Below are 25,448 nucleotides of genomic sequence, written 5' to 3' on the forward strand. Positions count from 1 at the left end.
GTCGGTATAGCAAGATATAACCTTAGGTGGTATAAAATACAACAAACACGCGAAGGGTGTGCCCATGCCACCGAGACCGCCGGCGGCACGCGTTGTCTGGGGCTGAAAATGCGTCAGCCAGGTAGTTGAGTAACCCACCAAAGACAATCATTTGCACGATGACCACGTTTTAAAAGTGTCCCATCATGCATCCGTAGTCGCACCCTATGCGTACCCTCCTTAGAGAAGATACGCACGGGGCGGAACTGGCAAATGAAGATACGCTTAGTCTATCGTGGTCAGCGTCACCGACGTACCTGTAGCGGCGACGTTGAGCCCGAGCTGGCCGGTTACACTGATTAGCTGCAGATGCACGGAGCCGGAGCTGCCACCGAGAAGAACGTTGGCACCAACGCCGGCACCAAGGGTCGCCTCCGCGGTAACGCCCGTATAAAGGCCGCTTAACGCACCATGATGATAGCCGGCTGTCGGAGCAAAAACGAGCCAGACAAGACGGCTGCGGGTGGTGAAGCCGAGATCGACGCCCAGTTTTCTGATCGCACCGCTATAATGGTCAATGCGCTCCTTTCCGACGGTCGAGCGGAAAACGCAGTCGGCCTCTTTTGCAGAGCCAAGCACATAGCCGACACCGCCGCCGACGTCGCACGTAAGATAGCCGATCTTTACCCCATTGCGCTCGTCCGGCTCCTGGTAGGTGGTCTGTAGGTCGGCCGCGCGTACCCCCGTCCCGCCGATGACGATCAATGCTGCTACTGAAAATGCCGTGGCGAGTAATTTATTCATCTTTCTCTCCTTGTCAGAGTATTCAGGGTGCAGGGCACCCGGTCGCCGAGCCGTTGAGTCGGCCCAAACTAACGTCCGTGATCGCAGAACGATCCCACGAAATTGAGGCGGCTATCGTCTTTCCACTCATCCTAATATACAAGAGACAACAGCCCTCGACACTTCACGTTTTGCGATCAGCTTTTTCGCTCCGCGAGGTCCAGAAAATGGACCGGGCATGATCTCGGAAACATATCAGGATCGCGCTTTGTGGCGCGCTACGCTATTTCCATTCGTCGCAAAGGCGAAGACATCGACCGGTTCACCAAGACCCTTGAGTGGGAAGGCACCAAGGCTTTCCATTTCGATCTCACAGCCTGCCATATCGACGAAGGCCTTGGACAACAAGACGGGCCGTTTGACCTCCTTGGTCAATGTCTCCAGTCGCGAAGCGACATTGACGGCCGGCCCGATGACGGTGAAATCAAGGCGGGTACGCGAACCGATATTGCCATACATCACATCGCCGACATGCACGCCGACGCCGTAACGCAAGACCTCGCGGCCATTCCGACTATTTTCCTCATTCAACGCGCCGACCGCAGCCTCCGCCTCGCTGATCGCCTGAAGAAGGTTAGCGCAGGCCATGGGATCGCTCAGCGGAAAAATGGCCAGTAATCCATCCCCCATGAATTTGAGAATCTCGCCGCCATGTTTCTCGATCGGCTCCGACATCGCGTCGAAATAGCCGTTCAGAAGGTCGATCACGTCGTCGCGCGGCCACATGTCCGAAATCGTCGTGAAGTCGCGCAGGTCGCAGATGAGGATGGCCGCGCCGACGGTCGTGCCGCTGCCGCGGGTGGTAGCACCCGCAAGGATTTTCTCGCTGGCATGCGGCCCTACATAGGTGCGCAGAAGCGTCCGGGCCAGGATGTTCTTCAGCCGGATCTCGCTCACCAGCGTCAGGGCCGGCAGTAGGTCCTTCAGGAAGGTGACATGCTCTTCGGTAAAGCCGCCCGGTATGTCGGCGGCAAAGGTGACGATATGGCGCTTGCCGAGCGTATGGTAGATCGGCCAGGCGATATAGTCGGTCAATCCTTCGGCATGCATTTCCTCGTAGAGCGGATAGGCGGGCCGATCGGCCGTATCCAGCTTTTCGAGGTTCTGGCGAACCTCGGCGGCTCCATTGAAGATCTCGTTGATCGGGCTAGCCAGAAACTGCGGTGTCGTCTCCACCCCGTAGCTGAAGGTGCTGATGTTTGCCTCCTCCATCCCTATACGCCAGAGGATTCGTGCACCGAGCCATTGCGGATGAAGCGTTCTGAAATGCAACGTCGCCCGTGCGACCGGGATACCCGCTGCCCGCAGTCTCCCGCACAAGTCCACGAGGATATTGTCGATGAAGCGTTCGTCGCGGGTATCATGCATCAGCCAATCGAGGATATTACTCCGTCTTGCCGGCCATATACCCTGGCTCTCGACATGCGAGCGGGACGCCGCTTCCGATGACAATTGCATTACCCGTACCCCACAAATACCTGGTCTCTGTCGTCGCGCAACGATCCACGCCGAAGTGCGAATATACGCCGATTGTCATTTACCTGGAACGACAATCGGCTTCAGCCCATGATTTTATAAACCGAAGCGCGAACCTATACCGCGCCTCGTGCTACCTGGCCAAAGATAGATAGGTCGAATTCCGTATTCTTTAAACGTGAGGCGAACCGTCGCAGGCCGTCAAACGCATGGCAGACGATGAGCAATGTCCCCGGGTCACAAATCAATTGACAGGCGGCCCATATCTTGGGCCGTCTGCAAAGGTGACTATACTCGTATGCTGCTCGTCGTTATCTCTGGTACAGATCCGCTCCCGCCGGCATCGCGGCGATTTGTAAGACTTTCTGAAGGAGACTGTTCATGAACCCGTCCGAAGCATCGCGCATCATTGCGGATGAGGCCAAGAACTGGCGTCGCGAGATACATCAATATCCGGAACTTCTATTCGATCTGCCACGCACGTCGGCGATGGTGGCGGAGAAGCTGAGGGCGTTCGGCTGCGACGAGGTAGTGACCGGGATGGCCAAGTCCGGGGTCGTGGCGGTGATCTCAGGTAACAGAGGCAATGGCAAGACGATCGCGCTTCGCTGCGACATGGACGCGCTGCCGATGTCCGAACAGACGAACCTGCCTTACGCCTCGAAGATACCAAACATGATGCATGCCTGCGGCCATGACGGTCACACCGCCATGCTCCTGGGTGCCGCCAAACGGTTTGCCGCCGATCGCAATTTTGCGGGCAAGATCGTTCTGATCTTCCAGCCGGCGGAAGAAGGCGGCGGCGGCGGGCGCGTGATGCTGGAGGAAGGTTTGCTCGATCGTTTCGGCATCGAGGAAGTCTATGGCATGCATAATCAGCCGGGCCTCGCCGTCGGCTCGTTCGCCATCCGCAGCGGCCCGATGATGGCTGCTGGGGACCGTTTCGTCATCACCATCCACGGACGCGGTGGCCACGCGGCTTCGCCGCATCTTGCCCGCGACCCCGTGCTTGTCGCTTCGCATGTCATCGTCGCGCTCCAGTCGATCGCATCGCGCTTTACCGATCCGTTCGATCCCGTCGTCGTTTCCGTTACCTTCATCAGCGGCGGCGACCGGAAGGCGCTGAACGTCATCCCTCCCGCCGTCGAAATCGGCGGCACGGTCCGCACGATGCTGCCGGCGACACGCCGCGCCGTAGAGCAACGGTTTCGCGATGTGGTGACTGGGACGGCGAAGCTCCATGACACGCAGGCCGAAATCGATTGGCGCCCGGGATATCCCGTGACCGTCAACAATGCCGAGAAGACCGCGGTTGCGATCGCCGCCGCGAAGAACGTTGTCGGCGCAGAGCGCGTCAACGGCAACTGGCCAATGACGATGGGTTCGGAAGACTTTTCCTATATGCTCGAAAAGCGGCCCGGCGCGCTCATCTGGGTCGGCAATGGCGACAGCGCCGATCTGCATAATCCGGCTTATGACTTCAATGACAATGCCATCGCCTACGGCATCGACTACTGGGCCGCCCTGGTTGCGCAGCGATTGTCATAGCTGAACGGAGAGGCATTCGTTCGCGGGTTTACCATTCGATCGCCGCGGATTGACGCCTCGCAGGGCAAGGCTGCCTCATTTCCGGGCGGTCTCGATCCTGATCCAATCCAGCTCCAACGTGTCCGAGGACGGTATATAGTCGCGGTATTGGCCGATCTTAAACTTGGTCATCGGTGGAGATGATGGATCAGGCTCATACCCGATCTTGCCGGTTACCCTGGCGATGAACCGGCCATCCTGATGAATCTCGATGAAAGCGCTGCCGTCACGACCGGCCTGCACGCGATAACGCATCTCGACCCATTTCCCCGCCGGCGTCGACAGGATGGGATTGCGGCCATACTCCACCTTCAAATTGGACGTGCAGGCCTTGCCGTCGCTGTCCTCCGGCCGGATAGACTGGCAATAATGCGGCGTTCCGTTTTTCCAGGCGAGCTTGCTTCCCTTGGCTGGCGCCGAGGCGATCAAGCACCTACACATATCGTCCTGAACCGTGACATGCAGGATGCCGTCATCATAGCGCTGGGCGAGAAACGGGCTTGGTGACCAGCCCGCAAACTCCTGCGCGTACTTGCTATTTATAGCCTCCTGTTTCCATTGCGCCGTTATCCAGCGAATGGAATCCTTATCGTTCAAAACCTCTTTCGGCATGCGGAAGCGGAAGGAATAGACGAGCGGCACATCGGACCTTCGAAAGAAGGTCTTTTGCAGGCGAAGCTCTTCACGCTGAATGCATTCGTCCTCCTGGTGAGCTGCCTTGGCCCGGCTCCAGGCGTTGTCGTCGCAATAGGGATCAGGTTGGTTCGCCGTCGGCGCCCATGTCGGCTTCACTTTCGCAAAGAAGTTCGTGCCGAGAAACTCCGGTCTGCTGACTTCGGTCATCAAGAAGTGTTGCGCAGTCAGGACCTCCTGCGGCGCCTTGCAAGCAGGTTCGCACTTCTTGCCGCCGAGTGAGGATTCGTTGACGGTAATCCCGGCTATGTAATCCCTCCTTTCGGCTGGATCGGCCGAGAATGTTACCGGTGTATTTTTGTTATCGATCTGGCAGGAACACCATTGGCTCTGATCTAGCGTCGGCGACCTGAAATCATTGTAGAGAAGCTCGGCTGCCGACGCGTTGGATGTGACCGCGACAAAAAGCAAAAGAAACATAGTAGCAGGCGTCAAACGCCACATCTTCGTATCCCAATAGGCGCGCATCGCACCCTGGAGAAGGTTTAAACACAGAATCTCGTCGATTGGAATCCAGCGAAAAGGACGAGGACCCTGTCCCTTCGCGTTGCATCGCCGTCGTGTTGCCGGGCGTTTCAATCTGTCGCCAAATGACTGGAATTGTCAGGATGCAGGTTACTGAAAATAAGGCTACGCGAGCTCATGCCTATAGAGTTGCTGCCGGGGTCTCCCGCTCCAAAACCTAGCCATTTTCTCCTTTTGCGGATGCAAATTATCCTATGTCTAAATGGCTGTTAAATCTAAGCTAAGCTGCCAAACGGAAGTAATTTCGGCTTTAACTTCCGTCACTCACTATACCCTTTGGAAGGGCTCAATTTCGATCAAAGGAATGTCCGGGAGGGGATAATCCGTCGCAGGCAAAACTGCTGAATTCGGATCGATTTGACGAGTAGGAGGTTACTACAATAACGCCGGAACGCAAAGTGAAATAGGTGACGTGATTGATCTTTTGGTGTCCGCGTCGTCTCCAACAGGGTCCTAACGACGGTCGCCGGAAATTTTCCTCCGAGAGCTCGCAGTTGTTCACGTAAGCATCCTTCCCATGTTCAAGTTCCGGCTCTTTTCTTGAGACAAAGTGTACGGGGTCTCGGCCTCGATCATCTTTACCATGAGGTAGGCTCTCGTGTCTGGTCATGCTCAACGATACGACGCTCCGGCTAAAGCTTGAGCAAGCGTACAAACTCGAGATCGTTCGCAAGGATCTTGTTCAACACCATTTCCTCCGGTCTTGCGCAGGAGGAAATGTTTCATGCCGCATTTCGTCCTGGCAGCCTGTGTGACCGCGCCAAAGCCATCAACATTGGGCCAATAGCGAATTCACCACATTGCGCTCTTCGCGTCAGATTGCGCAGATAACCTCCTGCCGAATTGATATGCTCCGCCCTCTGCAGCATGCAGGCGATGACGGTTGCTGCATTTTCAGGTCCCATGACGTTGCAAGCGTCCTGGTAAGCGGATGGGCTGATGCCCAACATGGTACGGATGACGATTGCCGCCGTCATGAGGTCTCGCCAACTCTCGACCTTACCGGCATGGCCGTACGATACGACTTCAGGGCAAGCCTGGATCACAAGATCAAGCGGGAAAGACTTCAGCGGCTGAACAGAAGGATTACTTGGTCTTTGGGCTATGGCCACTCGATATACGTTGCCTGTGGGTATGGGAAGGTGATGCGAACTCTCCTGCCTGTCGCACGCATCAACGGTGTCGTCCTGGGTTGCGCCTCGAGCTGGTTGCGCGCGGGAGGCTGGTTCAGATTCAAGAATGTTTTTTAAATCTGTATTCTGTATATGGCGCTCAGTTTGGGATTCGGTGGCGCTTTGTTTTTGTGTTTCTAGCTGCTTTTCCAATCGGATAAGGATTTCATCCCGCAACATCTCCAGCTCGTCGAGCACTCCGCTTAAGTCGCCGACATGCGGCGCGCGCGGGATAGCTGCCAGGATCGACTGGAATGTCTTTTGGATCATCATCCAGTCGCCCGGGGCTTGTTCCTGCAGGGCGATCTCGATCAGCTTTGCGATGTCACGGCGGCAAATCGACAGACGTTCCTTGGTGACGCGCAGTCGCTGACGATCGGCGACGATTCTCGCCGCGTGGGCAAAGATTTCATCGGCGCGGGCGATGAGAGACGCCACGCTGAAGCCGAAGGCCTCGTCGATTTCGCCTTTCCGGTCCCGCCTTGCATAGCGTTTGCCGTTCGGGCTGTCTTTGCGGATCAGCAGGCCTGCCGCCACCAGAGCAGCGAGATGGCGTCTCAATGTCGCCGGAGCAATGCCATGCGCCCGCAACGACAATTGCGCATTGGATGGAAAAACCACCAGGCCGTTTTCCTCCGACAAGGCATTTTCCGGATAAAAGCTCAAGAGCGCGTTCAATACGGCAAGGGCACGGTCGGAAATTCCGAAAACGCTTCTAGCCTCGCAGAGCGCGCGAAACAGCTTCCACTTGTCGACGGATTTCCCGGGTTCGATATCCCTGGCATCATACTGATCTGACAACATGCCAAGCGTCATCGACCGCCGCCCAAACGGCGTCGTTATGAAATTCGAATTGTGCATATCTTCGCCTCTGATCTCAGGCAAAGCGAATACGGCCACCGAAACGACTTCGATGCATTGACAACTGATTCGGGGGGAGCTATTGATATCTTCGCTACAAGAATGCAAAGGCTCTCGAATGGTTCGCCGTTTGGGGGCCTTTTCTTTTTGCCGTCGCTTACCTTTCTCTCTTCGTTTCAATCATGGTTTCTCGGTGTTTGACCGAGCGATTTCCGCTGATTAGCGGATACCAAACAGATCGAAGGTCGCGGCAAAAGAGCAATGATATCTTCGCTACAAGAATACAAAGGCTCTCGAATGGCTCGCCGTGAGGGCTTCATCCGTTGATAAGTTTATTCCAAATCCGCGCGGGGGCGCGGCGATAAAACCCTGTCAACTGACAGGGTTTATGAATCATCCTGTTTATCTGCGGCATCGAACTTCGCGATCAGCGCCGGTATTTCGCCTTCCAGGAAGGCTGCAAACCGGACACCTCGGTCGGTCTCTGGCATAAGCTTCAGTTCTTTCTTCGAAATCTGAAGCCTCGCCAGGGATTTGCCGCGTCCATCACGAATATCTCGACCGGGCAGGCGAGCCGCAGGAGTTTTCAACATTCCCATGGCCTGACTGAACCGCTCATTCGACATCAAGCGCAAAACCCTGTCAGATGACAGGGTCTCTCTGATCGCCCTAAGTGCATCAGGTTTCGCTTTTAACGATCCGCCGAATTCGACCCATCGCGGGCGCCCAATTTTAGGCGCCCTGCCAATGGCCTCGATGACGTCGAGAGGGACGACGCGATAGACGGAACGCATACGTGCAAGCTCTGCGTCGTCGATCCCAAGCGCTGCATAAATATCTCTCGGGCGGATGCCGGCTTCGTCCATACGCCATGCAAACAGCGCCCGTTCGATCCAGCTCAAATCCTGACGCGCAGCATTCTCGATCCCCTGAACGACAACAAGATCTCGATCAGACATGTCCAAGGTCAACGCCTTGATGGGGCGCTGAAGCTCACGGGCGGCGCGCAGGCGGCGATGGCCGTAGATCACCTGATATCGGCCTGCCAACGTCGGATGAAGGCGGACCTGGATGGGGATCTTCTGCCCATCTTCCTCGATGCTCTTCTTGAACTCCGCAAAAGACTCGTCGTTGTCGTCAGGAAGCCGGTCAGGAAAGGGCGACGGATCGATCAGATCGGTGTCGATTTCGGTCGAGCCGCCGGAGCCCGCCTCCAGCATGGCAAGAAGCCGGTCGCGTTCGTCCCTGATGTCACTGATCGCCTTATGGGTCGCGCCAATGACGCCGGCGCCCACACGGACAGGCGCCGAAGCGGACACCTGCTGCTCAACGCTGTTCTTCGTATCGGCATTGATATCGGCTGCCAGCAATCCGAAGCTTGCGGCAAGCGATGATCTTTTTGGGGACTTCGTCATCGCCTCCCCCAACTGCTTTTGATCAAATCCAGGATGGCATCGTTTACGGCATCCATTGCATCGCGGGCACGGCGATGGGTATCGCGGCCGACCTGACCCATCTCCAATTCGTACAGGCTGCGCTTGGCAAGACCTGCGGCCTCGACTGCCGTGCTTTCGATCGCCGTCGGCAAGATGACGTCGTCGCCAAAAAGATGGCGAAGCATGGCCACCACCTGCGACTGCGGCTGATCGTTCGGATCGTGGCGGGTGATGAGGTAGCGGAAAAAATCCTGCTTCAACACGGCACCGCTCTCGCCCAAAACCTGGATGAGATCTCCCATCATCAACAGGAACTGGCTCATCGACGAGACGTCCAGCATTGCCGGGTGGACAGTTACAATCATCCCCGTCGAAGCATGAATGGCGCCAAGCGTCAGGAAACCCAGGGATGGCGGAGTGTCCAAGATCACCACATCGTAACGATGTCTGACTTCGTCCAATGCGAGCTTCAGCCGTTCGAAAAACATCCCCTCGCGACTGCCCAATCGCTGCGCCAGAATGCGAGGCGTCTCATGCTCGTATTCCATAACCTCGAGATTGCTCGGAATGAGGTCGATGCCATCAAAGTAGGTTCGATGGATGATCTCTTTCATCGGCCGGCGTTCGTCGTCATACCGCAAAGCGGCATAGATAGTCTCGTTGGCTTGCACGTCGATCTCGGGCTGGAAACCGAACATCGCAGAAAGCGAGGCCTGCGGGTCGAGATCGATCGCCAGAACACGATAGCCGTGGAGCGCGAGATATTGTGCAAGGTGGACGCTGGTTGTCGTCTTGGCGCTGCCGCCTTTGAAGTTTGCGACCGCGAGCACCTGAAGATGCTCCCTGCCCTGCCGATAAGGAAGAAACCGCAATGCGTCCGAAGGCTTCTGCTCGGCAAACATGGCACGCAACTGATTGATCTGCTGCAGCGTATAGGCGCGATGGTTATTCTCTAGCCGGCTAGGAACCGGGCCGCGGCCCTCATTGGACAGCAGCTTCAGGGTCGAGTCGGGAATGGAGGTCAATTTTGAGACCTCATTCGTCATGAAATATCGCAGGCTCTTTTCCGCCTTCGGCGGATACATGCGGGTTCGCAGAGCCTGGAGCTGGTTCGAAAGCATGCCAGCATGCCGGACGATCTTCGTCGCAGCATCCTCGGAAAAAGCATTCTCCTGCTCGATTTGTTCTGTTAGCGCCATCTGTCCCTCTTGGCGGCCTACACTCGTTCTATCGGCCGCCACCCGCTAACAAAGGCCATGATTCTGTGTTTTCGTCCAGCAAAATAAGGTTAGAGCAATCCTAACGCCGTTTCCCGGCTAAGCAACGAATCACGATTCTCCCTGTTTTCTCCATCGGTTAGCCGCATTGCCCGATGAAGCGCCCATCTTGATTAGCGCTTTGGCATAAAGAGAAATGGTTGCGTTCGAGCGACCGAATTCGCCTTCGAGCCTCCAAACATTATGATGAGTCGCGACTCATTTTCGTGTCGATCGCCCGCTAACATTCTTCGTTTCCTGTTTAAACCGCGCTGGTCACGAGCCCCGATCTTCCAAGGTCTTCAGAAACTCCAGAAGCACCACTGCATGGTTGTGAACCGGATCCTTCGCGCCATACAGCAGTGTCACCGGTCCATCCTCAAAATGAAGCAATGCCTGCACCGCCGGATTCGACGCCAGTTCCTGCCGGTATCTTTCCCGAAAGTCCATGAACCGCTCCGGCCTGTGATCAAACCACTTCCGGAGCTCCGGCGATGGAGCCACTTCCTTGATCCAGTCGCTCAGTTCCGCATCTTTCTTGGATAGACCGCGTGGCCACAACCGATCGACAAGCACCCTGCGACCGTCTTCGTTCGAGGGTTCGTCATATACCCGTTTCAGTTTCAGAAGCGAATGAGCCATTCCGAAAGCCCTCGCTATTTCAGAGCCTATTGCCGATTACATAGCCCGCAACCATCACACCGGCAATCCGAGATGCTGCCATCTCCATACCCTCCACGTCCGTTGAGAATCGACCCCTATGCGAGTTTCGGATCGGCCTTCCTTGAAAAGAAAAGATGCGCGGTTAAATTGAATCCATACCATTCCATGGGGAGATTTAACGATGCTCAAAGTCTCACTCGCCACTGCAATGCTGGTCCTGTTGACGCTATCGTCTTGCGCAAACACGGTAAAGGGAATGGCGAAGGATGCAAAAGAGACCGGCCAGGCGATGGATTCGAGTACGCATCGGGTGCTGAAGGCGTCGAACTAGCCTAGTTCTCTGACGCCGGCCGCAAATTGCTCTGCGGGAACGAGCGCACGGCCGTGTATCAATGCGAAGATTCCCATGATAGCGTCCCCCAACTCGTCGGTCTTGACCGGCGGACAGCACTGGAGGCGGGCGCAATGCGTATTATTTTCCGATGTGACCCGGCCTTGGCCGAATATCTGCCGCGTCCCGTCCTTGCTCGCAGTGCGCTGCCGGACTGGCTGCGCACTATGCCCAACACCGCCTATTCGGCAATTCACGGTCGCGACGTGCGCACTTTGAAGCAGTGCCCTCCCGTGGTCGATGCGATGGCGTATGGCTTCACGATACTTTTGCCGTGCGATGTGCTTGTGGATAAGGGTGCCTTTTCCTGGAATTGGGATATTCCGTCGCCAGCCACCGAGCGACATCCTCGATCGCCGCTCAGTTTTCATACGCCTGGGCAATTGACCGGCAGCCCGTTTGAAATCGCCGGGCAGGCGGCGGTCAAATTCAACAGTTTCTGGACAATCCAGCTCGATGATGGCTGGTCGCTCTTTGCAACACATCCCATCAACCGTGCCGATCTTCCCTTTCGGCTTGTCACAGGCCTTGTGGATTCCGACCGGTTTACTGACGGCGGGATCAATTTCCCGGCAATTTGGACTGAACCTGAATTCTCGGGGATTCTGGCCCGCGGAACGCCGGTCGCACAGTGTTTTGCGGTTCCACGCAGCATGCCCGAACTTGTTTTTGAGGAGTTGGATGAGCAACGGCAGGAAGCGTATACGCAGACGGTTGCCACCGTGCTTTCAACACCGGGCGTCTACCGCAAGCGATTTCGGGCCAAGCGCGGTCGCTCCGCTAACCAATGATTGACGCAGAACCTCCTCGTCGAGCCACAGCCGACCGCACGGCGCCGAGGTAAGAGCCATGGCAATGACGCCAAACGTGGATGCGTCCAGCGCATAAGCCGTCGAGAAGGCCGCCATCGCCTCGTCCATTCTGCCCGCCTCTTGCAATACGACACCCAAGTTGACGGCCGCCTCCGGCGCATCTGCGTTCATTTCGAGCACACGTTGGTAAGCCTCGGCCGCGCCAACCAGGTTCTGCAGATCGTGCCGCACGAGTGCTAACTCAAACCAAATTTTTGGATGGTCTTCGAGGGCAACGGCGCGTTCGAGCAGTTGCTCTGCTTCAACGAGGGCGCCACCTTCTCTCGCTAGCGAACTGAGCCGATTCAAAGCTTCCAGGGATGTCGGCTTGGCATTGAGAACCATGCTCCAAGCATCGCGTGCAGCCGACTTGTTGCCCATCTGGTCGAAAATTCGGGCTTTCTCGACAAAAATCTCTAGCCGGACTTCCAGGCTTGCCGCTTTCTCAAGCTGCATCAATGCCGCTTCCAGTTTATGCTCTGCTCGATAAATTTTGCCGGCGAGAATGAGGGCGGGGGCGTTCCTTGGTTGAGCTGCAAGACTCTTCTCTATTTTTTCCCGAGCACCGGAAAAATCTTCTTCTGCAAACAGAATGGCTGCCAAAAGATGAGAGAGCGACGGATCCGATGGAAACTGATTTAAACCGGCTTCGCAAAGCTGCTTTGCCAGCTCACGATTGCTCTCATTGAACGCCGCTATCGCGTTCGCAATGATCGCCAAACGCTCACTTTCTTTCATGCGCAGCCATCCAGATGCTCCCGAGCGCAATACCCCGTATCGCCATGACGGAGTTATCCGCCGCCGATATCGAGCCGTCAATTGTGGAATTTCATCCGCCCGATTGCGCTCAAACGGTCGGCCTTTGCCCTGTCAACGCCTTGTTGCGCTTCTACGATGAACCGCGACTCGCTGTTCGAAGCGATAAACGTGCGACCAAGATGGATGAGGGAAGTAAAACATGACGGACGCCAAGAGCGGCATTTCTGGCCTAAGGCCAAACATTACTGTCATTGGCGTAGGAGGTGGCGGCGGAAATGCGATCAATAACATGATTGCTGAAAATCTGGCGGGTGTGGACTTCATCGCGGCAAACACGGACGCCCAGGTCCTCGCGACATCGAAGGCAGCTCGCCGCATCCAGCTCGGAGCAAATGTAACCGAAGGTCTCGGTGCAGGTTCGCTGCCGGAAGTTGGCCGCGCGGCTGCCGAGGAATCGATCGATGAGATCATGGATCATCTGAGCGGTTCGCACATGTGCTTCGTCACCGCCGGAATGGGCGGCGGAACGGGGACGGGTGCGGCGCCGGTGATCGCACAAGCTGCCCGTTCGGCTGGCATCCTAACCGTCGGCGTGGTCACCAAGCCGTTTTCGTTCGAGGGCAATCGCCGCATGAAGACAGCGGAGCTCGGCATCGAGGCGCTGCAGCAGGCAGCCGATACCGTCATCGTAATTCCCAATCAGAATTTGTTTCGCATAGCCGATGCAAAGACCACTTTCGCGGATGCCTTCATGACCGCCGATCGCGTGCTTTATTCCGGCGTTGGATGCATCACCGATCTCATCGTCAAGGAAGGCCTGATCAACCTTGATTTCGCTGACGTGAAATCGGTCATGCGAGGTATGGGCCGAGCTATGATGGGCACGGGCGAAGCGACCGGGGAAAACCGTGCGATGAGAGCGGCCGAGGCGGCAATCGCGAATCCGTTGCTGAACGACGTTTCAATGAGAGGTGCGAAGGGTGTTTTAGTCTCGATCTCCGGCGGCTCGGATATGACGCTCTTTGAGGTGGACGAGGCAGCGAGCCGCATTCGCGACGAAGTGGAAGGCGATGCGGAAATCGTCATCGGTGCGATCTTCGACCGCAATCTCGACGGTAGGTTCCGCCTCTCTGTTGTGGCGACCGGATTGGATGGCCGCAGAATGCTTGAACCGATGGACGCCTTTGTTCGGGATTTGGATCCGAAGCATACGCTACAGTAGCATGCGAGATTTTCGATGGGGCGGGAGAGAATTGGACGCCGAGGTGCCGGTCGGTCGCTTCGGCAGGCGACGGTCCTGCGAGGTGATGCTAGGATCAGGGCGGCAAAGATAAGGGAACTGAGATGCGCAAGTTTAACGTTATCGTCGCGAACGAAATCGAAGCTGATACCGCCGAAGAGGCCGCCCTGCTCATGTACCAGGAGCTGACGAAAGGGCAGCCACCGCTTCATTTTTCGGTCATGGATGACTCAAACTCCACTACCAGCATAACGCTGGATCGTGAAAAGGCAGATGAATTTGCCAGCATCGACCATACCGCAGACCCCGGCAACTGGTAACGAGATAGGTTCAAGAGGAGCGATCGAATTAAGATCAGTCGTCCATACGAAGCGACGAGCGCCCGTTTGTAAGATCATTTATGAGTTGTGCGACGGCTTGGACATCCTCTTGAGGCAATTGGATTGTCGCGTCGCAACCTTCGTCGGTGAAGTGCTGTTCGACAATGCGAACCTGATCGAGCGAGGCGAGGCGTGCCTTTACGAGAGCCAGATCGCTAAACTGAATTTTCGCTTGTCCGGCGATCATCGGCGTAAAAGCGATGAGCTTCGCTGCCCGCAGGCAGGCTGCGGCGCTCCCGCCATAGGCTCGCACGAGACCTCCCGTCCCAAGCAGAACGCCGCCGAACCATCTGGAAACGACCAGAATCACACGGTCAACTGACTGCCCGTCGATTGCAGCCAATATCGGCTTTCCGGCTGTCCCGCTCGGCTCGCCATCATCCGAAAAGCGGTAGGCTTGTCCGATGCGCCAGGCCCAGCAATTGTGATTGGCCCCTGTTGCCGTGGCGACGGTCTGAAGAGCCAGTTTCGCGGTCTCCTCGGTATCGACCGGGATTGCGACGGCGCGAAACGTGCTCTTCTTGATGATCTGTTCGAAACTGCACTGCTCTTCAAGGCGAAACATCTTAATCCCAGCGATATGGAGTGCGGTGCTTGGTTCCAAATCCATCGCAGGAACCATGTGCAGCAACCATAGTTTCTCCATAAATGATGGAGGCGCAAATGTATCGCGATTTAAATGGGTTCTATGGAGGAGGAGGGAGCCCTCGGAAGCCGGAAAGAAAGCCTCCGCACTTGACGCCGGGTCAGCAGAAATTGCTGATGTGGGCGCTCGGACTTGAACTCCTGCTCCTATTTTTAGCCCCGATCGGCGGCGTCTCTGTTGTCAGCGCGTTACTGTACATAGCGCGATGATCGGGCACGCCATTCCCAATCCCCTGGCATGCTTTAGCCCTGCCTTGCCGCGGCTCCGGCCGCGACCGTCAGGATGAAGTCGTCGAGCTCCCGCTCCAGACTTTCGACCGGCAGGCCGACGAACCGCCCTTCGAGGCTGATGCTGACGACGCCGTGAACGGCGCCGAACAAGGTTCGCGCACGGATGGCGCGCGCCGTCTCCGACATGGTCGGCTGCAGTTCGGCAAGCGGCTCGGCAATGATGCCCATCAAAAACATGTGCTCTTCCAGATGCCATTCGGGGCTCGGGCGATTATCCGGCGGCCGATGGTCGAAGAGCGCCTTCCATAGATTGCGATGAGCGACCGCGAACCGCAGATAACCGCGTGCGAGGTTGCGCAGGCGGTCCGTCGGCGTGTGATCCTTGACCTCCGCCAGCGTCAGCGAGGCTTCAAGCGCCTTCAGCGTCGACGAATTGACGTGAATGACGAGATCGTCGAGATCGGCAAAGACCGTATAGAGACCTCCAAGAGCGCAGCCGACATCCTGCGTGACGTCGCGTGCCCTGAGGTTGGAAAGGCCGTCGGCCGCGATGCGATTTCGCGCCGCCTCGATCAGCCGCAACCTCAGATCCTCGCGCTTTTCCAGGGTTTTTCTCGCCATTAACCATTCCAATCCGATTTTTGAACGTCGTTCAAAATTATTCTTGAACGTCGTTCACGATTCTGGCATACATCGTTTCATGAACATCGTTCATAAACGGGAGACGACAAATGTTCAATTCAATTCTGACGCTCATCCGCGGCCGGGCCTACGATGCGGAGCAGGCGTTCATCGATCGCAATGCCGTGCCGCTGCTTGCGCAGCAGATCCGCGACGCGGCGAGCGCCATCCAGTCGGCGCGGCGAGCAGTGGCGGTTGCCATTGCGCAGAATGAGCAGGAAAAGAGCCAGCACATGGCGATCACCGCGCGCATCGCGGATCTGGAAACCCGGGCCATTGCCGCCCTGCAGAAGGGCAGTGACGAGCTTGCCCGGGAAGCGGCAGAAGCGATTGCCCAGCTCGAGGCTGAGCGCGATGCCTCCGAGAAGGCACAGGCGCAATTCATCCAGACGATCGGTAAGCTCAAGGCAACCGTCCGCGCATCGGAAGCGCGTCTGCAGCAATTGCAGCGTGGCGAGCGGCTGGCTCGTGCCACCGAACAGACACAGAAGCTTAATGCCGTTAGCGACGCCGCCGCTGGCCTGGTTACGCTCGACGAGGCCGAGGAAACGCTTGCCCGCCTCCAGGCCTATCAAAATCGCTGCGAGATCACCGCATCGGCCATGAAGGAAATGGACGCCGCGAGCCGGCCCGAAATCGCCATCGAAAAACTCGCCAGCGCCGGCTTCGGCGCACCGCTTGGCCCCTCGGCCGATGGCGTGCTCGCCCGCCTTCGCGAACGCATGAATTCAGCAGCCTGAAACCAAACACATCAAACACATAAGAGAGGATACGATCATGAACGACAGCTTCCAGAAACACTCCCAGGCTTGGGTCAGCTTTTCCTACATCTCCTTCGGCGCCGCCGCCTTCATGCTGTTCGTCGGTCTCTACATGATGCCGATCGATCTCTGGGGCAAAGGCTATCTCGCCATGGGCATCCTGATGCTGGTGCAGACGGCGGTCAACGTGACCAAGACGATCCGCGACAATGCCGAGGCTGACAGGCTGATCCGCAAGGTAGAGGATGCCCGCACGGAAAAGCTGCTGGTTAAGTTCAATCGTGACGGTCAGGACTAAACTTTATTAACGACGCCGCAGAGTTGTATCCGCGCTCAACCTTTGCGTAATAACTCTGTGGCGTCTTGTTGGCTGAATGAGGGGTACGCCATGCAAAAGCACTTAATGAGATCGAGGAAGTTCGCGCCGCTGTTTTGGACGCAGTTCCTCACCGCTTTCAACGATAATTTTCTCAAGCAGACTCTGGTTTTTGTCATTCTAGCGCAGATGGCGACGGAGGGTGCGGCGCTGGTGACGCTTGCCGGCGGCATCTTCATCGTGCCGTTTCTGCTCTTGTCGGCGATTGCCGGCGAACTCGCCGACAAATATGACAAGGCGAAGATGGCTGAGCTTCTGAAGCGATGTGAGCTTGGCGTGGCAGCGATCTCCGTCGTCGGCATCGGCTTCTCGTCCATCTGGATCCTGATGCTCGCCCTTTTCGGCTTTGGCGTCATCTCCTCGCTCTTCGGGCCGATCAAATACGGCATCCTGCCGGATCATCTGGAAAGCCGGGATCTTCCCAAGGCCAATGCCTGGATCGAGGGCGGCACTTTCATCGCCATTCTCACGGGCACCATGGTTGCGGCAGTCGCCTTCCGCGAGGGCGAGAATGTCTGGATCTTCGGCCCGATGATGATGGGGCTTTCCATCCTCTGCTGGTTTGCTGCACGCATGATCCCCTCGACCGGTTCCAAGGCGCCGGATCTGGTCGTCGACACCAATGTCGTGCGTTCCAGCTACAGGCTCGTGAACGAACTTCGCGCCGATAGCCGCATCTGGCGCGCCTCGCTGATGAACTGCTGGTTCTGGTTCGTCGGCTCCTTCATCATGTCGATGCTGCCGGTCATGGTGACCGACATCCTCGGCGGCTCGGAAATTGTCGTCCCTGCTTATCTGGCGATCTTTGCCATCTCCGTTGCCATCGGCTCGGCCATCGCCGGCTGGATGGCTGCAGGCCGCATCGTGCTGCTGCCGGCGCCCGTGGGCATGCTGATTGTTGCGCTCTTCGGTCTCGATCTCGCCTGGAACCTGTGGGGCCTTCAGTCGACCGCCCACGCCGAAACCATTCTTGCCTTCTTTGCCGGACCGAAGACCATTCGCGTTGCCATCGACCTCGCCGGCATGGCAATCGGTGGTGCCTTCCTGGCCGTTCCGACTTTCTCGGCCATGCAGAGCTGGGCACATGAGGATCGCCGCGCCCGCGTCATCGGCGCATCGAATGTCCTGTCCGCTCTCTTCATTGCCGTCGGCCTGGCGCTCGTCGCTGTCCTGCAGGCTATCGGCCTGTCTGTTCCGGTCATCATTCTCAGCATCTCCGTGCTTAACATCGCGATCGCCTGGGTCATGCTGAAAATGCTGCCGACCAACGCCTTCCGCGATCTCATCTCCATCATCTTCCGCGCCTTCATGCGGCTGGAAGTCGAAGGTCTTGAAAACATCCGCAAGGCCGGCCCGGCGCCGATCATCGCGCTCAACCATGTGAGCCTGCTCGACGGTGCTCTGGCGCTTGCCATCACCGAGGAAGAGCCTGTCTTTGCGATCGACTATGCCTTCGCCAAGAAATGGTGGGTGCGGCCGCTGCTGACCAAGTGCAAGTTCCTGCCGCTCGACCCGACGAAGCCGATGGCGACGCGCTCGCTGATCAAGGTGATCCAGGATGGCAGCCCGGTCGGCATCTTCCCCGAGGGTCGCCTGACCGTCACCGGCACGCTGATGAAGGTCTATGACGGCGCGGCCATGGTCGCAGACAAGACCGGCGCGATGATCGTGCCCGTTCGCATCGATGGTCTGGAAAAGAGCTACGCCTCCTATCTGACCTCAAGCCACGTTCGCCGCCGTCTCTTCCCCAAGGTCAAGGTGACGATCCTTGAGCCGGTCAAGCTCGACGTTCCGGCGGAACTCAAGGGCAGGAAGCGGCGCATCGCGGCCGGTGCCGCTCTCTATCAGATCATGTCGACGCTGATGTTCCGCACCGCCGACACCGACAACACGGTGCTTGGCCGCGTCATCGAAAGCGCCCATGAATATGGCGGCAAGAAGCTCGCCGTCGAAGATCCGATTGCCGGCAAGCTGTCCTATGCCAAGCTCCTGACCGGTGCTGCGGTGCTGGGCGCGAAGTTCCGGAAGATGTTCCCGAACGAGAAGACGCTCGGCGTCATGCTGCCGAACGCCAACGGCACGGCCGCGACCGTCCTCGGCGTCATGTCGGCGGGCAAGGTTCCGGCCATGCTGAATTTTACCGCCGGCGCAGCCAACATCCTGTCCGCCTGCCGTACGGCAGAGGTCAAGCATGTCCTCTGCTCACGCGCCTTCATCACCCAGGCCAAGCTCGGCCCGGTGGTCGAGGAACTCGAAAAGCACGTGACGTTCGTGTGGCTGGACGAACTGCGCACGCAGGTCACCTCGCTGGACAAGATCGTCGGTCTCGTCCGCAAGTACCGGCCGCTGGTCAAGCGCAGTGCCGACGATCCGGCTGTGATCCTCTTTACCTCCGGTTCCGAAGGTGCGCCGAAGGGCGTGGTGCTCAGCCACCGCAATATCCTCTCGAACGCAGCCCAGGCGGCCTCGCGCATCGACTTCCACCCCGGCGACAAGGTGTTCAACATTCTGCCGATGTTCCATTCCTTCGGCCTGACGGCGGGTACGATCCTGCCGCTGGTTTCGGGCGTGCCGGTGTTCTTCTATCCGTCGCCGCTGCACTACCGCATCGTGCCGGAGCTGATCTACGTCTCGAACGCCACCATCGTCTTCGGCACGGATACGTTCCTGAACGGCTATGCGCGCACCGCTCATCCTTACGACCTCCGGTCGATCCGCTACATCTTCTCGGGCGCCGAGCCGGTGAAGGCGTCGACCCGCGAGGTCTATATGGAGAAATTCGGCCTGCGTATCCTGGAAGGCTATGGCGTGACCGAGGCAGCCCCAGTGATCTCGCTGAATACGCCGATGTACAACCGCACGGGAACAGTCGGAAAGATCATGCCAGGGATGGAATGGAAGCTCGATCCAGTTCCCGGTATCGACGAGGGCGGCCGTCTTCTTATTCGCGGCGCCAACGTGATGGCCGGCTACCTGCGCGCCGAAAATCCCGGCGTCATCGAGCCGCTGCCGGAGGGCTGGCACGATACCGGCGACATCGTCACCATCGATGAGGACGGCTTCGTCAAGATTCGCGGCCGGGCCAAGCGCTTTGCCAAGATCGGCGGCGAAATGATCTCGCTTGCCGCCGTGGAGACCCTTGCCGCGCAGCTCTGGCCTGGTGCTCTCAGCGTCGTATCGGCTGTACCGGACGCGAAGAAAGGCGAGCGTCTTATCCTGCTGACCGATGCGCCGGATGCGAACCGAAGCGATTTCCTGGCATTCGCCAAATCGAAGGGCGCCACGGAAATGATGGTCCCTGCCGAAGTCACCGTCGGCAAGGTGCCGGTACTCGGCTCTGGCAAGATCGATTTCGTGACGGCGCGCGCCGTGGCGATGGAAGGACTGTCGCAGTCGCAGGCGGCGTAAGTTTCGTACCTGGGCAGCAAAGCGGTCGGTGGTTAACGCCTGCAATGCGCCCGGGACGAAAACCGCGGCTGCGGTGACGAGGGCAGGGCACATCAACAATGCGGGTGGTTATTTGCGTAACTTCACCCGCAAGGCGGAACGAGGCGAGCTTTCGCTTCGACCGATGTTGATGGTGTGTTTCAGGTTTCTGCTTAATCGAGCGGATAGGCCGACAAAAGCCTATCCGCACTAAATGAACGCAAACGTGGCTTTTCGCGCTTCGACAGCCGCGCGAAGGTTCGATTTGTGGCAGTTCTCGTAGAAGACGACGGTCTCCGCCGGCATCGCAGCCGGGACGTTGACAAAATCCTGTAGTCGTAGGCCGGGTCGCTCGTTTAGAGCCGGATCAGCCAAGTGTTCATCAGCTAGTTCGGCGACGCGGTCGCGCAAACTAGCGAAATAGGAAAGATTTTCGTCCACGATGGATGGTGCAGAGGTTTGGCCGTGCGCGAGGATGACGTGATTTGCCTTCAAATCACGGATCCGCTGCAACGATGAGCAAAGCGCATGCAGGTCAGCCGGAGCTTTGCTCCAAACTTCCGGAATCGGCGTCTCGACTGCGTCGACGGCTAGGCAGACACCGATCTCGGGAATCCACACAGACACATGGTCGGGAGCGTGCCCGGGCGTGTGAATGAGCTCCAGCGTGAGATCCCCGCCATGAAGCGCCATCTCCTCGCCGGCAAAGGTGATATTGGGAGGGATGATCTCGACATCATGGAACCGCGCGCTTTCCTGCATCTTGTCGCTGAGAGTTTGCCGGGATGACGGATCACGCAACCGCTCGAGTGCTTTGGCATGCGCGACGATCGGCACTCCGCCGGGGAGTGCCGCATTGCCCCAGAAATGATCCCAGTCCATATGGGAGTTGACGACAACGAGCGGTCGATCCTGCAAATGACCGCCAAGCAGTTTGAGTGCCCTCGCACAGAGGGCCGGGGTCGCCAGCGTATCAATCAGAACGTTGAATCTCTCGGTGCGGACGAAGACGCTGTCGACTTCGTCCGCTGCTCTGATAATGGCGATGCGATCATCGAGATCGGGATACGAACACAATTCAACGGTGATATCCATCAAGGGCAGCTTTCAGTGGTTTTCGGCATAAGGCCTGTCGAAAGATCGCAATGCCGCGCCAGAGCGCATGTCGCTGTTCTTCCACACCATCGGCTTTTCTTAAGTGACGGGACTCGCCCCTTGCGTGAATCTTAGCCTGATTGGGTCGCTGGCGACAAAGCTCTCTCAGAAACACCTAGAGAATGCCAATTTCCCACCGGCGTCAGTAAACCAATCGAGCTCGTATCGTCCCCGGAATCTGGCGAAGCGCGTCAAGTATGTCATCCGGCGTCTCGCCAACGTCCTCGACTTCAATGACCACGTAACCCGTTTCGCCGTAGGTCTGCAGGAACTCACCGACGATATTCAGTCCACGGGACGAAAAGATCGTATTCAGATTGTTCAGGATGCCAGGGCGATTTTCGTGAACATGGATGAAACGCGTTCCATTTGGACGTGGCGGCAGTTGAACCTGGGGAAAATTGACCGCGCCCAGCGTCGAGCCGACGTCGGAATACTCGACAAGCTTCCTGGAGACTTCCCTTCCAATGCGCTCCTGGGCTTCTTCGGTCGACCCGCCGATGTGCGGAGTGAGAATGACATTATCCAAGCCTTGCAGCGGCGTTTCGAAGCGCTCGCTATTTGATGCCGGCTCCTTCGGGAACACGTCCACAGCCGCACCCGCGAGATGTCCTTCTTTCAAAACCTTGGCAAGCGCTTCGAGATCCACCACGGTCCCGCGCGAATTATTGATGAAAATGGCTCCCTTTTTCATCCTGCGCAGTTCGGCTTCAGTGATCATGTTTTGCGTCGAACTGGTTTCCGGAACATGCATCGTCACATAATCCGAGATTTCGAGAAGCTCGCCGAGCGTTGCCATCGACTCTGAATTGCCGTGGCGAAGCTTATCTGAAGGATCGAAATAGCGCACGATCATGCCCATGCTTTCCGCAAGGACGCTAAGTTGCGACCCAATGTTGCCGTAGCCGACGATACCCAGCGTTTTCCCGCGCACCTCACGACTGCCTACGGCCGATTTTTCCCACCCACCTTTGTGGGCGGATGCTGAACGCGGGAAAATCTGCCTCGTCAGCATGATGATTTCGCCGATCACAAGCTCTGCAACCGAGCGCGTATTCGAATAAGGCGCGTTGAATACGGGGATCCCGCGTCGACGCGCTGCATTCAGATCGACCTGATTTGTCCCCACGGAAAAACAACCGACGGCGATAAGCTTTTTGGCGGATCTGAAAATTTCGTCTGTCAGATGTGTGCGTGAACGAATTCCGATAATATGCGCATCGGCTATATGACTTTTGAGATCCTTGTCATCCAGAGCTTTCGGCAAATGCGTGAGATTGACGTAGCCGGACGACGAAAAGTAGTCCACGGCGCTCTGGCTGATGCCCTCAAGCAGAAGTACGGAAATCCGATCGCGCGGAAGAGAAAGATGTCGGGTCATTTGAATTGCCTTCGATTGTCGCATTCGATTAAGCCGAGGTCGCTTGTCGGCCAGAGAAACGCACAGATATGGCAACATGCTTTAGCGACCATCCAACGGACAGCGCAAGAACAAACTCAAGCTATTTGGCGGCAAGGGACTACGCCCGCGGCCGACGACTTTTGGGAAATCGGCTGATAACCGATCGAAGATGAGAAAGCACATTCGGCGATGTTTTGCGAGCGAGCGCAAGTGTCGCCGCCGCCCGAGGCCGCGTTCTCTCAATCTGGAAGATTGGCCCGTCCGCCAGCGCCGAGTCTGGCGAGAACTGGCGGCGAGGCGATCGGACGCCCGGACCACTTCAAAATATAGTCGCGGAAATGCTGTCGTTCCTCCGCGGAAGCGAAAATGCGATCAGGCCAGACATGCGCCCATGTCTTGGACATCCAGAAATAAAAAGTGCCATTCTCTTCCTCGATCGCGCGGAGCGACGGCCACGGGCAGCTCAGCGTCTGACCGTTCGCTGTAAAGCGGATACCTTCCTGATCCACCCATGCCTCGACCGGTACGCCCGCTCCGCCATTTTTGACCAGCCTTCGACGATACATGGCGCGCAGCAGTGCGCGCGCCGGCTTGATCAGGACGACCGTTGCCAGAGCGCATAGAGCCACCGTCGCGACGACCACCAAGACAAACCGCACCACGTTGCCGGAGCGCCAGCTATCGTAGCTTGTGATGAGAGCGACGAACAGCGCAATGAACGAGATGGCAAGCACGGAAGACCGCAGTGGCAGTAGCTGGCGCGTCGTGTGCTGAATCGCCAGATGATCATCCAGGGTTAGTTCAAACACCTTATGGAAACCCGGCTCACGGCTTGCCGGCCAGATTTTGGGAACCGAAGTGCGGGGAATCTCAGACATAAGATGACCTATTGCAGAGTGGAGACTTCTCTTCCTGACACACATGGCCGAGGTGGATCGTGCAATGCGGGGTAGCAGAGCGATCATCTCCTGCTCGGATTATTTCGACAAGCCCCTGGTTAGATACGCGGGTCGAACTCATATCCACAATTGCCTTCGAGGCCGGCTTCTCAGATCTTTCTTACTTTCAGCGAACATTCCGAAGAGCGTTCGGAAATACGCCGCGGGACTACCTCTCCGGTATCGCCGAAAGGGTTCATATCGATCTGGACGCCTCCCTCAACCGTAGCTAAAATCACATTGGTCACATGAGAGACCGGCGAGTTGCCGGTCGCGGCATACGAACCCAAACGAGCCTTCGCGCAGCGGCGAACTCCGCTCGGATTCTTCGGCTTGGGCTCACCCGTCAGATCATAAATCGGATCGGGGAACGCGGTCGGAACTGACCTGCCAGAAACTTCTCCAGGCTTGCCGACCCGTCGAATTCCGCGAAAAACGATCATCGGGTGTTTTCGGAGCGAACAAATTCGCCAATACGATGAGTTGACCGTTTACTTGCATCAGAATTGCGAAGAATATTAGCAAATGGGAAAAAGCCTTCGGCCCCATTCCCGATAAATTGCGCCCGAACGGCTTTTCTCCCTCGGTTCAAGGGAGGACCAATCATGAGGCGGATTTTGCTGTACACGGTATCGGCCGCGGCACTATCACTTGGCATCTCGCATGCATTTGCGCAGTCCGGCAGCGTCGAGAAGGCGGTTGGCGGCTACAATTTCGCTGAAGCCGCCAAGGAAGATCCCGGCACGAAGAATTTCCATTCGGCTGATGGTCATTTGACCTTCGCAATTGTAACGCACACAGCGGGCAACGGCTTTTTTGACCCTGTCTATGTCGGCGCGACCGTTGCCGGCAACATGATCGGGGCCAAGATATTGCTGCTGGGTTCGGAATCGCCCGTGGACGATCCCGCCCGCGAGATCGAGATCCTCAACCAGATCGTTCAAGATCCGACCATTGACGGGATTATCATGACGACGCCGCAGGTCGGCGCCTATAATGATATCGTCAAGGCTGCCGAAGCGGCTGGTATCCCAGTTGCCACAACCAACTCGTTCGATGCGAACCTCTTGGACCGGAGCAGCATAAGCCATACCGGTCAGGATGCGTCGGCGGCGGCAATCGGCGGTGAGGCGCTCGCAAAATGCGTGCTCGCAAGCGGAGCGACCAGCGGCTCGATTGTCCTGCCGTCCTCCACTGCGATGGGCAACATCGAGGTGAACAATCGCGTGACCGCCGCTTTCAACGCCATCGTTAAGACGCTGAAGGACGCCGGCAAGCTCGACGCCTTCAAGGTTGACGCGGGTCCGGAGAATGTCGGCATCGACACCAACCCGAACGATCCGGTCAACGCACTTGTTTCGCTGTTCGAGTCCCGCGGCGACGTAGTCGGCGCCTTCACAGCCAACAACGTCTTTACGCCACCGCTCGTCAAGGCAGTGGCTCAGATGGGGCGAACCGGCAAGTTCTGTAGTTTTGGTTTCGATCTCGGCCCGGCGCAGCAGGAAGGTATTGCCGCTGGAAATCTGACCGGCTCGCTGGGACAGCAACCTTTCCTGCAGGGCTTCTGGCCTGTCATGCAGCTCTATCTGCAAATTGATCGTGGCATTGCGGCCGCCAATCTCGACACGCGAGCCCAGCTCGTGACGAAGGACACGGTCGCAAAGGTTGGCAAGCGCTTCGAAAACTAAGCCGCTCGAAGCATCTGGAGAATGTGGGAGGGC

The 25,448-nt window shown here is 57.4% G+C and carries 23 protein-coding genes and 1 pseudogene; 11 read left to right on the plus strand and 13 right to left on the minus strand.

Features of this window, described 5'->3' with window-relative positions; genetic code table 11:
• Positions 1-264 precede the first annotated feature (264 nt).
• Together ACXHXG_RS14080 and ACXHXG_RS14085 are read right to left on the minus strand one after the other, a co-directional pair.
• Complete coding sequence (locus ACXHXG_RS14080; RefSeq protein ID WP_104825958.1) at positions 265-783, minus strand: DUF992 domain-containing protein; 519 nt, start codon at positions 781-783, stop codon at positions 265-267.
• 234 nt (positions 784-1,017) lie between these two features.
• Entirely contained in the window at positions 1,018-2,280 is a 1,263-nt protein-coding gene (locus ACXHXG_RS14085) for an adenylate/guanylate cyclase domain-containing protein (protein ID WP_104825957.1), read from the minus strand.
• 399 nt (positions 2,281-2,679) lie between these two features.
• Here ACXHXG_RS14085 and ACXHXG_RS14090 point away from each other — a divergent pair, with 399 nt between their 5' ends.
• Positions 2,680-3,846 (plus strand): M20 aminoacylase family protein, encoded by a 1,167-nt coding sequence (locus tag ACXHXG_RS14090; protein WP_104825956.1) that lies wholly within the window; start codon positions 2,680-2,682, stop codon positions 3,844-3,846.
• A gap of 75 nt (positions 3,847-3,921) precedes the next feature.
• Here the strand turns inward: ACXHXG_RS14090 and ACXHXG_RS14095 are convergent, their stop codons facing one another.
• The 5 genes from ACXHXG_RS14095 to ACXHXG_RS14115 all read right to left on the minus strand — a co-directional run bounded on the left by ACXHXG_RS14095 (position 3,922) and on the right by ACXHXG_RS14115 (position 10,470).
• A complete protein-coding gene (locus tag ACXHXG_RS14095; RefSeq protein ID WP_457899650.1) occupies positions 3,922-4,728 on the minus strand; it encodes a heparin lyase I family protein in 807 nt (268 codons plus the stop codon).
• Between the two features lie 1,097 nt (positions 4,729-5,825).
• Entirely contained in the window at positions 5,826-7,136 is a 1,311-nt protein-coding gene (gene repC, locus ACXHXG_RS14100) for a plasmid replication protein RepC (protein ID WP_457900006.1), read from the minus strand.
• A gap of 386 nt (positions 7,137-7,522) precedes the next feature.
• Positions 7,523-8,551: a plasmid partitioning protein RepB gene (gene repB / locus ACXHXG_RS14105; protein WP_104827807.1), complete on the minus strand. Its 1,029-nt coding sequence runs from the start codon at positions 8,549-8,551 to the stop codon at positions 7,523-7,525.
• Positions 8,548-9,771 (minus strand): plasmid partitioning protein RepA, encoded by a 1,224-nt coding sequence (gene repA / locus ACXHXG_RS14110; RefSeq protein WP_104827806.1) that lies wholly within the window; start codon positions 9,769-9,771, stop codon positions 8,548-8,550. The genes repB and repA overlap by 4 nt, the downstream gene beginning before the upstream one ends.
• A gap of 333 nt (positions 9,772-10,104) precedes the next feature.
• Complete coding sequence (locus tag ACXHXG_RS14115; RefSeq protein WP_260304584.1) at positions 10,105-10,470, minus strand: DUF488 domain-containing protein; 366 nt, start codon at positions 10,468-10,470, stop codon at positions 10,105-10,107.
• A 202-nt stretch (positions 10,471-10,672) separates the two neighbouring features.
• Here ACXHXG_RS14115 and ACXHXG_RS14120 point away from each other — a divergent pair, with 202 nt between their 5' ends.
• Positions 10,673-10,822 (plus strand): entericidin, encoded by a 150-nt coding sequence (locus ACXHXG_RS14120; RefSeq protein ID WP_104827804.1) that lies wholly within the window; start codon positions 10,673-10,675, stop codon positions 10,820-10,822.
• Positions 10,823-10,956: 134 nt separating this feature from the next.
• On the plus strand, positions 10,957-11,673 hold the full coding sequence (locus ACXHXG_RS14125; protein WP_104827803.1) for a hypothetical protein: 717 nt from the start codon (positions 10,957-10,959) through the stop codon (positions 11,671-11,673).
• Here ACXHXG_RS14125 and ACXHXG_RS14130 read toward each other — a convergent pair.
• On the minus strand, positions 11,611-12,471 hold the full coding sequence (locus ACXHXG_RS14130) for a tetratricopeptide repeat protein (protein WP_457899651.1): 861 nt from the start codon (positions 12,469-12,471) through the stop codon (positions 11,611-11,613). The genes ACXHXG_RS14125 and ACXHXG_RS14130 overlap by 63 nt on opposite strands.
• A gap of 220 nt (positions 12,472-12,691) precedes the next feature.
• Between ACXHXG_RS14130 and ftsZ the strand changes: the two genes are divergently transcribed.
• Entirely contained in the window at positions 12,692-13,714 is a 1,023-nt protein-coding gene (gene ftsZ / locus ACXHXG_RS14135) for a cell division protein FtsZ (RefSeq protein WP_260304581.1), read from the plus strand.
• 122 nt (positions 13,715-13,836) lie between these two features.
• Positions 13,837-14,052, plus strand: coding sequence for a hypothetical protein (locus ACXHXG_RS14140; RefSeq protein ID WP_260304580.1), 216 nt, complete (start codon positions 13,837-13,839; stop codon positions 14,050-14,052).
• A gap of 34 nt (positions 14,053-14,086) precedes the next feature.
• On the opposite strand, the gene ACXHXG_RS14145 is transcribed toward ACXHXG_RS14140, so the two are convergent.
• Both ACXHXG_RS14145 and ACXHXG_RS14150 read right to left on the minus strand, forming a co-directional pair.
• Positions 14,087-14,677, minus strand: coding sequence for an IMPACT family protein (locus tag ACXHXG_RS14145; protein ID WP_104828001.1), 591 nt, complete (start codon positions 14,675-14,677; stop codon positions 14,087-14,089).
• Between the two features lie 323 nt (positions 14,678-15,000).
• Entirely contained in the window at positions 15,001-15,609 is a 609-nt protein-coding gene (locus tag ACXHXG_RS14150) for a TetR/AcrR family transcriptional regulator (RefSeq protein ID WP_283052993.1), read from the minus strand.
• A 110-nt stretch (positions 15,610-15,719) separates the two neighbouring features.
• Between ACXHXG_RS14150 and ACXHXG_RS14155 the strand changes: the two genes are divergently transcribed.
• The 4 genes and pseudogenes from ACXHXG_RS14155 to repC (ACXHXG_RS14170) form a co-directional block, all read left to right on the plus strand.
• Positions 15,720-16,409: a PspA/IM30 family protein gene (locus ACXHXG_RS14155; RefSeq protein WP_285169723.1), complete on the plus strand. Its 690-nt coding sequence runs from the start codon at positions 15,720-15,722 to the stop codon at positions 16,407-16,409.
• A gap of 37 nt (positions 16,410-16,446) precedes the next feature.
• Entirely contained in the window at positions 16,447-16,728 is a 282-nt protein-coding gene (locus ACXHXG_RS14160; protein ID WP_104827797.1) for a YiaA/YiaB family inner membrane protein, read from the plus strand.
• Between the two features lie 90 nt (positions 16,729-16,818).
• Complete coding sequence (locus tag ACXHXG_RS14165; RefSeq protein ID WP_457899652.1) at positions 16,819-20,214, plus strand: acyl-[ACP]--phospholipid O-acyltransferase; 3,396 nt, start codon at positions 16,819-16,821, stop codon at positions 20,212-20,214.
• A gap of 37 nt (positions 20,215-20,251) precedes the next feature.
• Positions 20,252-20,446: pseudogene (repC, locus tag ACXHXG_RS14170) on the plus strand (replication initiation protein RepC); the annotation flags it as partial.
• On the opposite strand, the gene ACXHXG_RS14175 reads toward repC (ACXHXG_RS14170), so the two are convergent.
• From ACXHXG_RS14175 to ACXHXG_RS14185, 3 genes are all read right to left on the minus strand, one after another.
• Positions 20,443-21,327 carry an MBL fold metallo-hydrolase gene (locus ACXHXG_RS14175; protein ID WP_457899653.1) on the minus strand — a complete coding sequence of 295 codons (885 nt, stop codon included), beginning with the start codon at positions 21,325-21,327 and terminating at the stop codon, positions 20,443-20,445. The pseudogene repC (ACXHXG_RS14170) and the gene ACXHXG_RS14175 sit on opposite strands and share 4 nt — an antisense overlap.
• A 202-nt stretch (positions 21,328-21,529) precedes the next feature.
• Positions 21,530-22,768, minus strand: coding sequence for a phosphoglycerate dehydrogenase (gene serA / locus ACXHXG_RS14180; protein ID WP_283052988.1), 1,239 nt, complete (start codon positions 22,766-22,768; stop codon positions 21,530-21,532).
• 260 nt (positions 22,769-23,028) lie between these two features.
• Positions 23,029-23,598, minus strand: coding sequence for a YcxB family protein (locus tag ACXHXG_RS14185; RefSeq protein ID WP_457899654.1), 570 nt, complete (start codon positions 23,596-23,598; stop codon positions 23,029-23,031).
• A gap of 128 nt (positions 23,599-23,726) precedes the next feature.
• Between ACXHXG_RS14185 and ACXHXG_RS14190 the strand changes: the two genes are divergently transcribed.
• Both ACXHXG_RS14190 and ACXHXG_RS14195 read left to right on the plus strand, forming a co-directional pair.
• Positions 23,727-23,960 carry a helix-turn-helix domain-containing protein gene (locus ACXHXG_RS14190; RefSeq protein ID WP_457899655.1) on the plus strand — a complete coding sequence of 78 codons (234 nt, stop codon included), beginning with the start codon at positions 23,727-23,729 and terminating at the stop codon, positions 23,958-23,960.
• Positions 23,961-24,332: 372 nt separating this feature from the next.
• Positions 24,333-25,415, plus strand: coding sequence for a substrate-binding domain-containing protein (locus tag ACXHXG_RS14195; protein ID WP_104827782.1), 1,083 nt, complete (start codon positions 24,333-24,335; stop codon positions 25,413-25,415).
• Positions 25,416-25,448: the final 33 nt, after the last annotated feature.

Source organism: Rhizobium sp. LEGMi-198b (assembly GCF_054114205.1).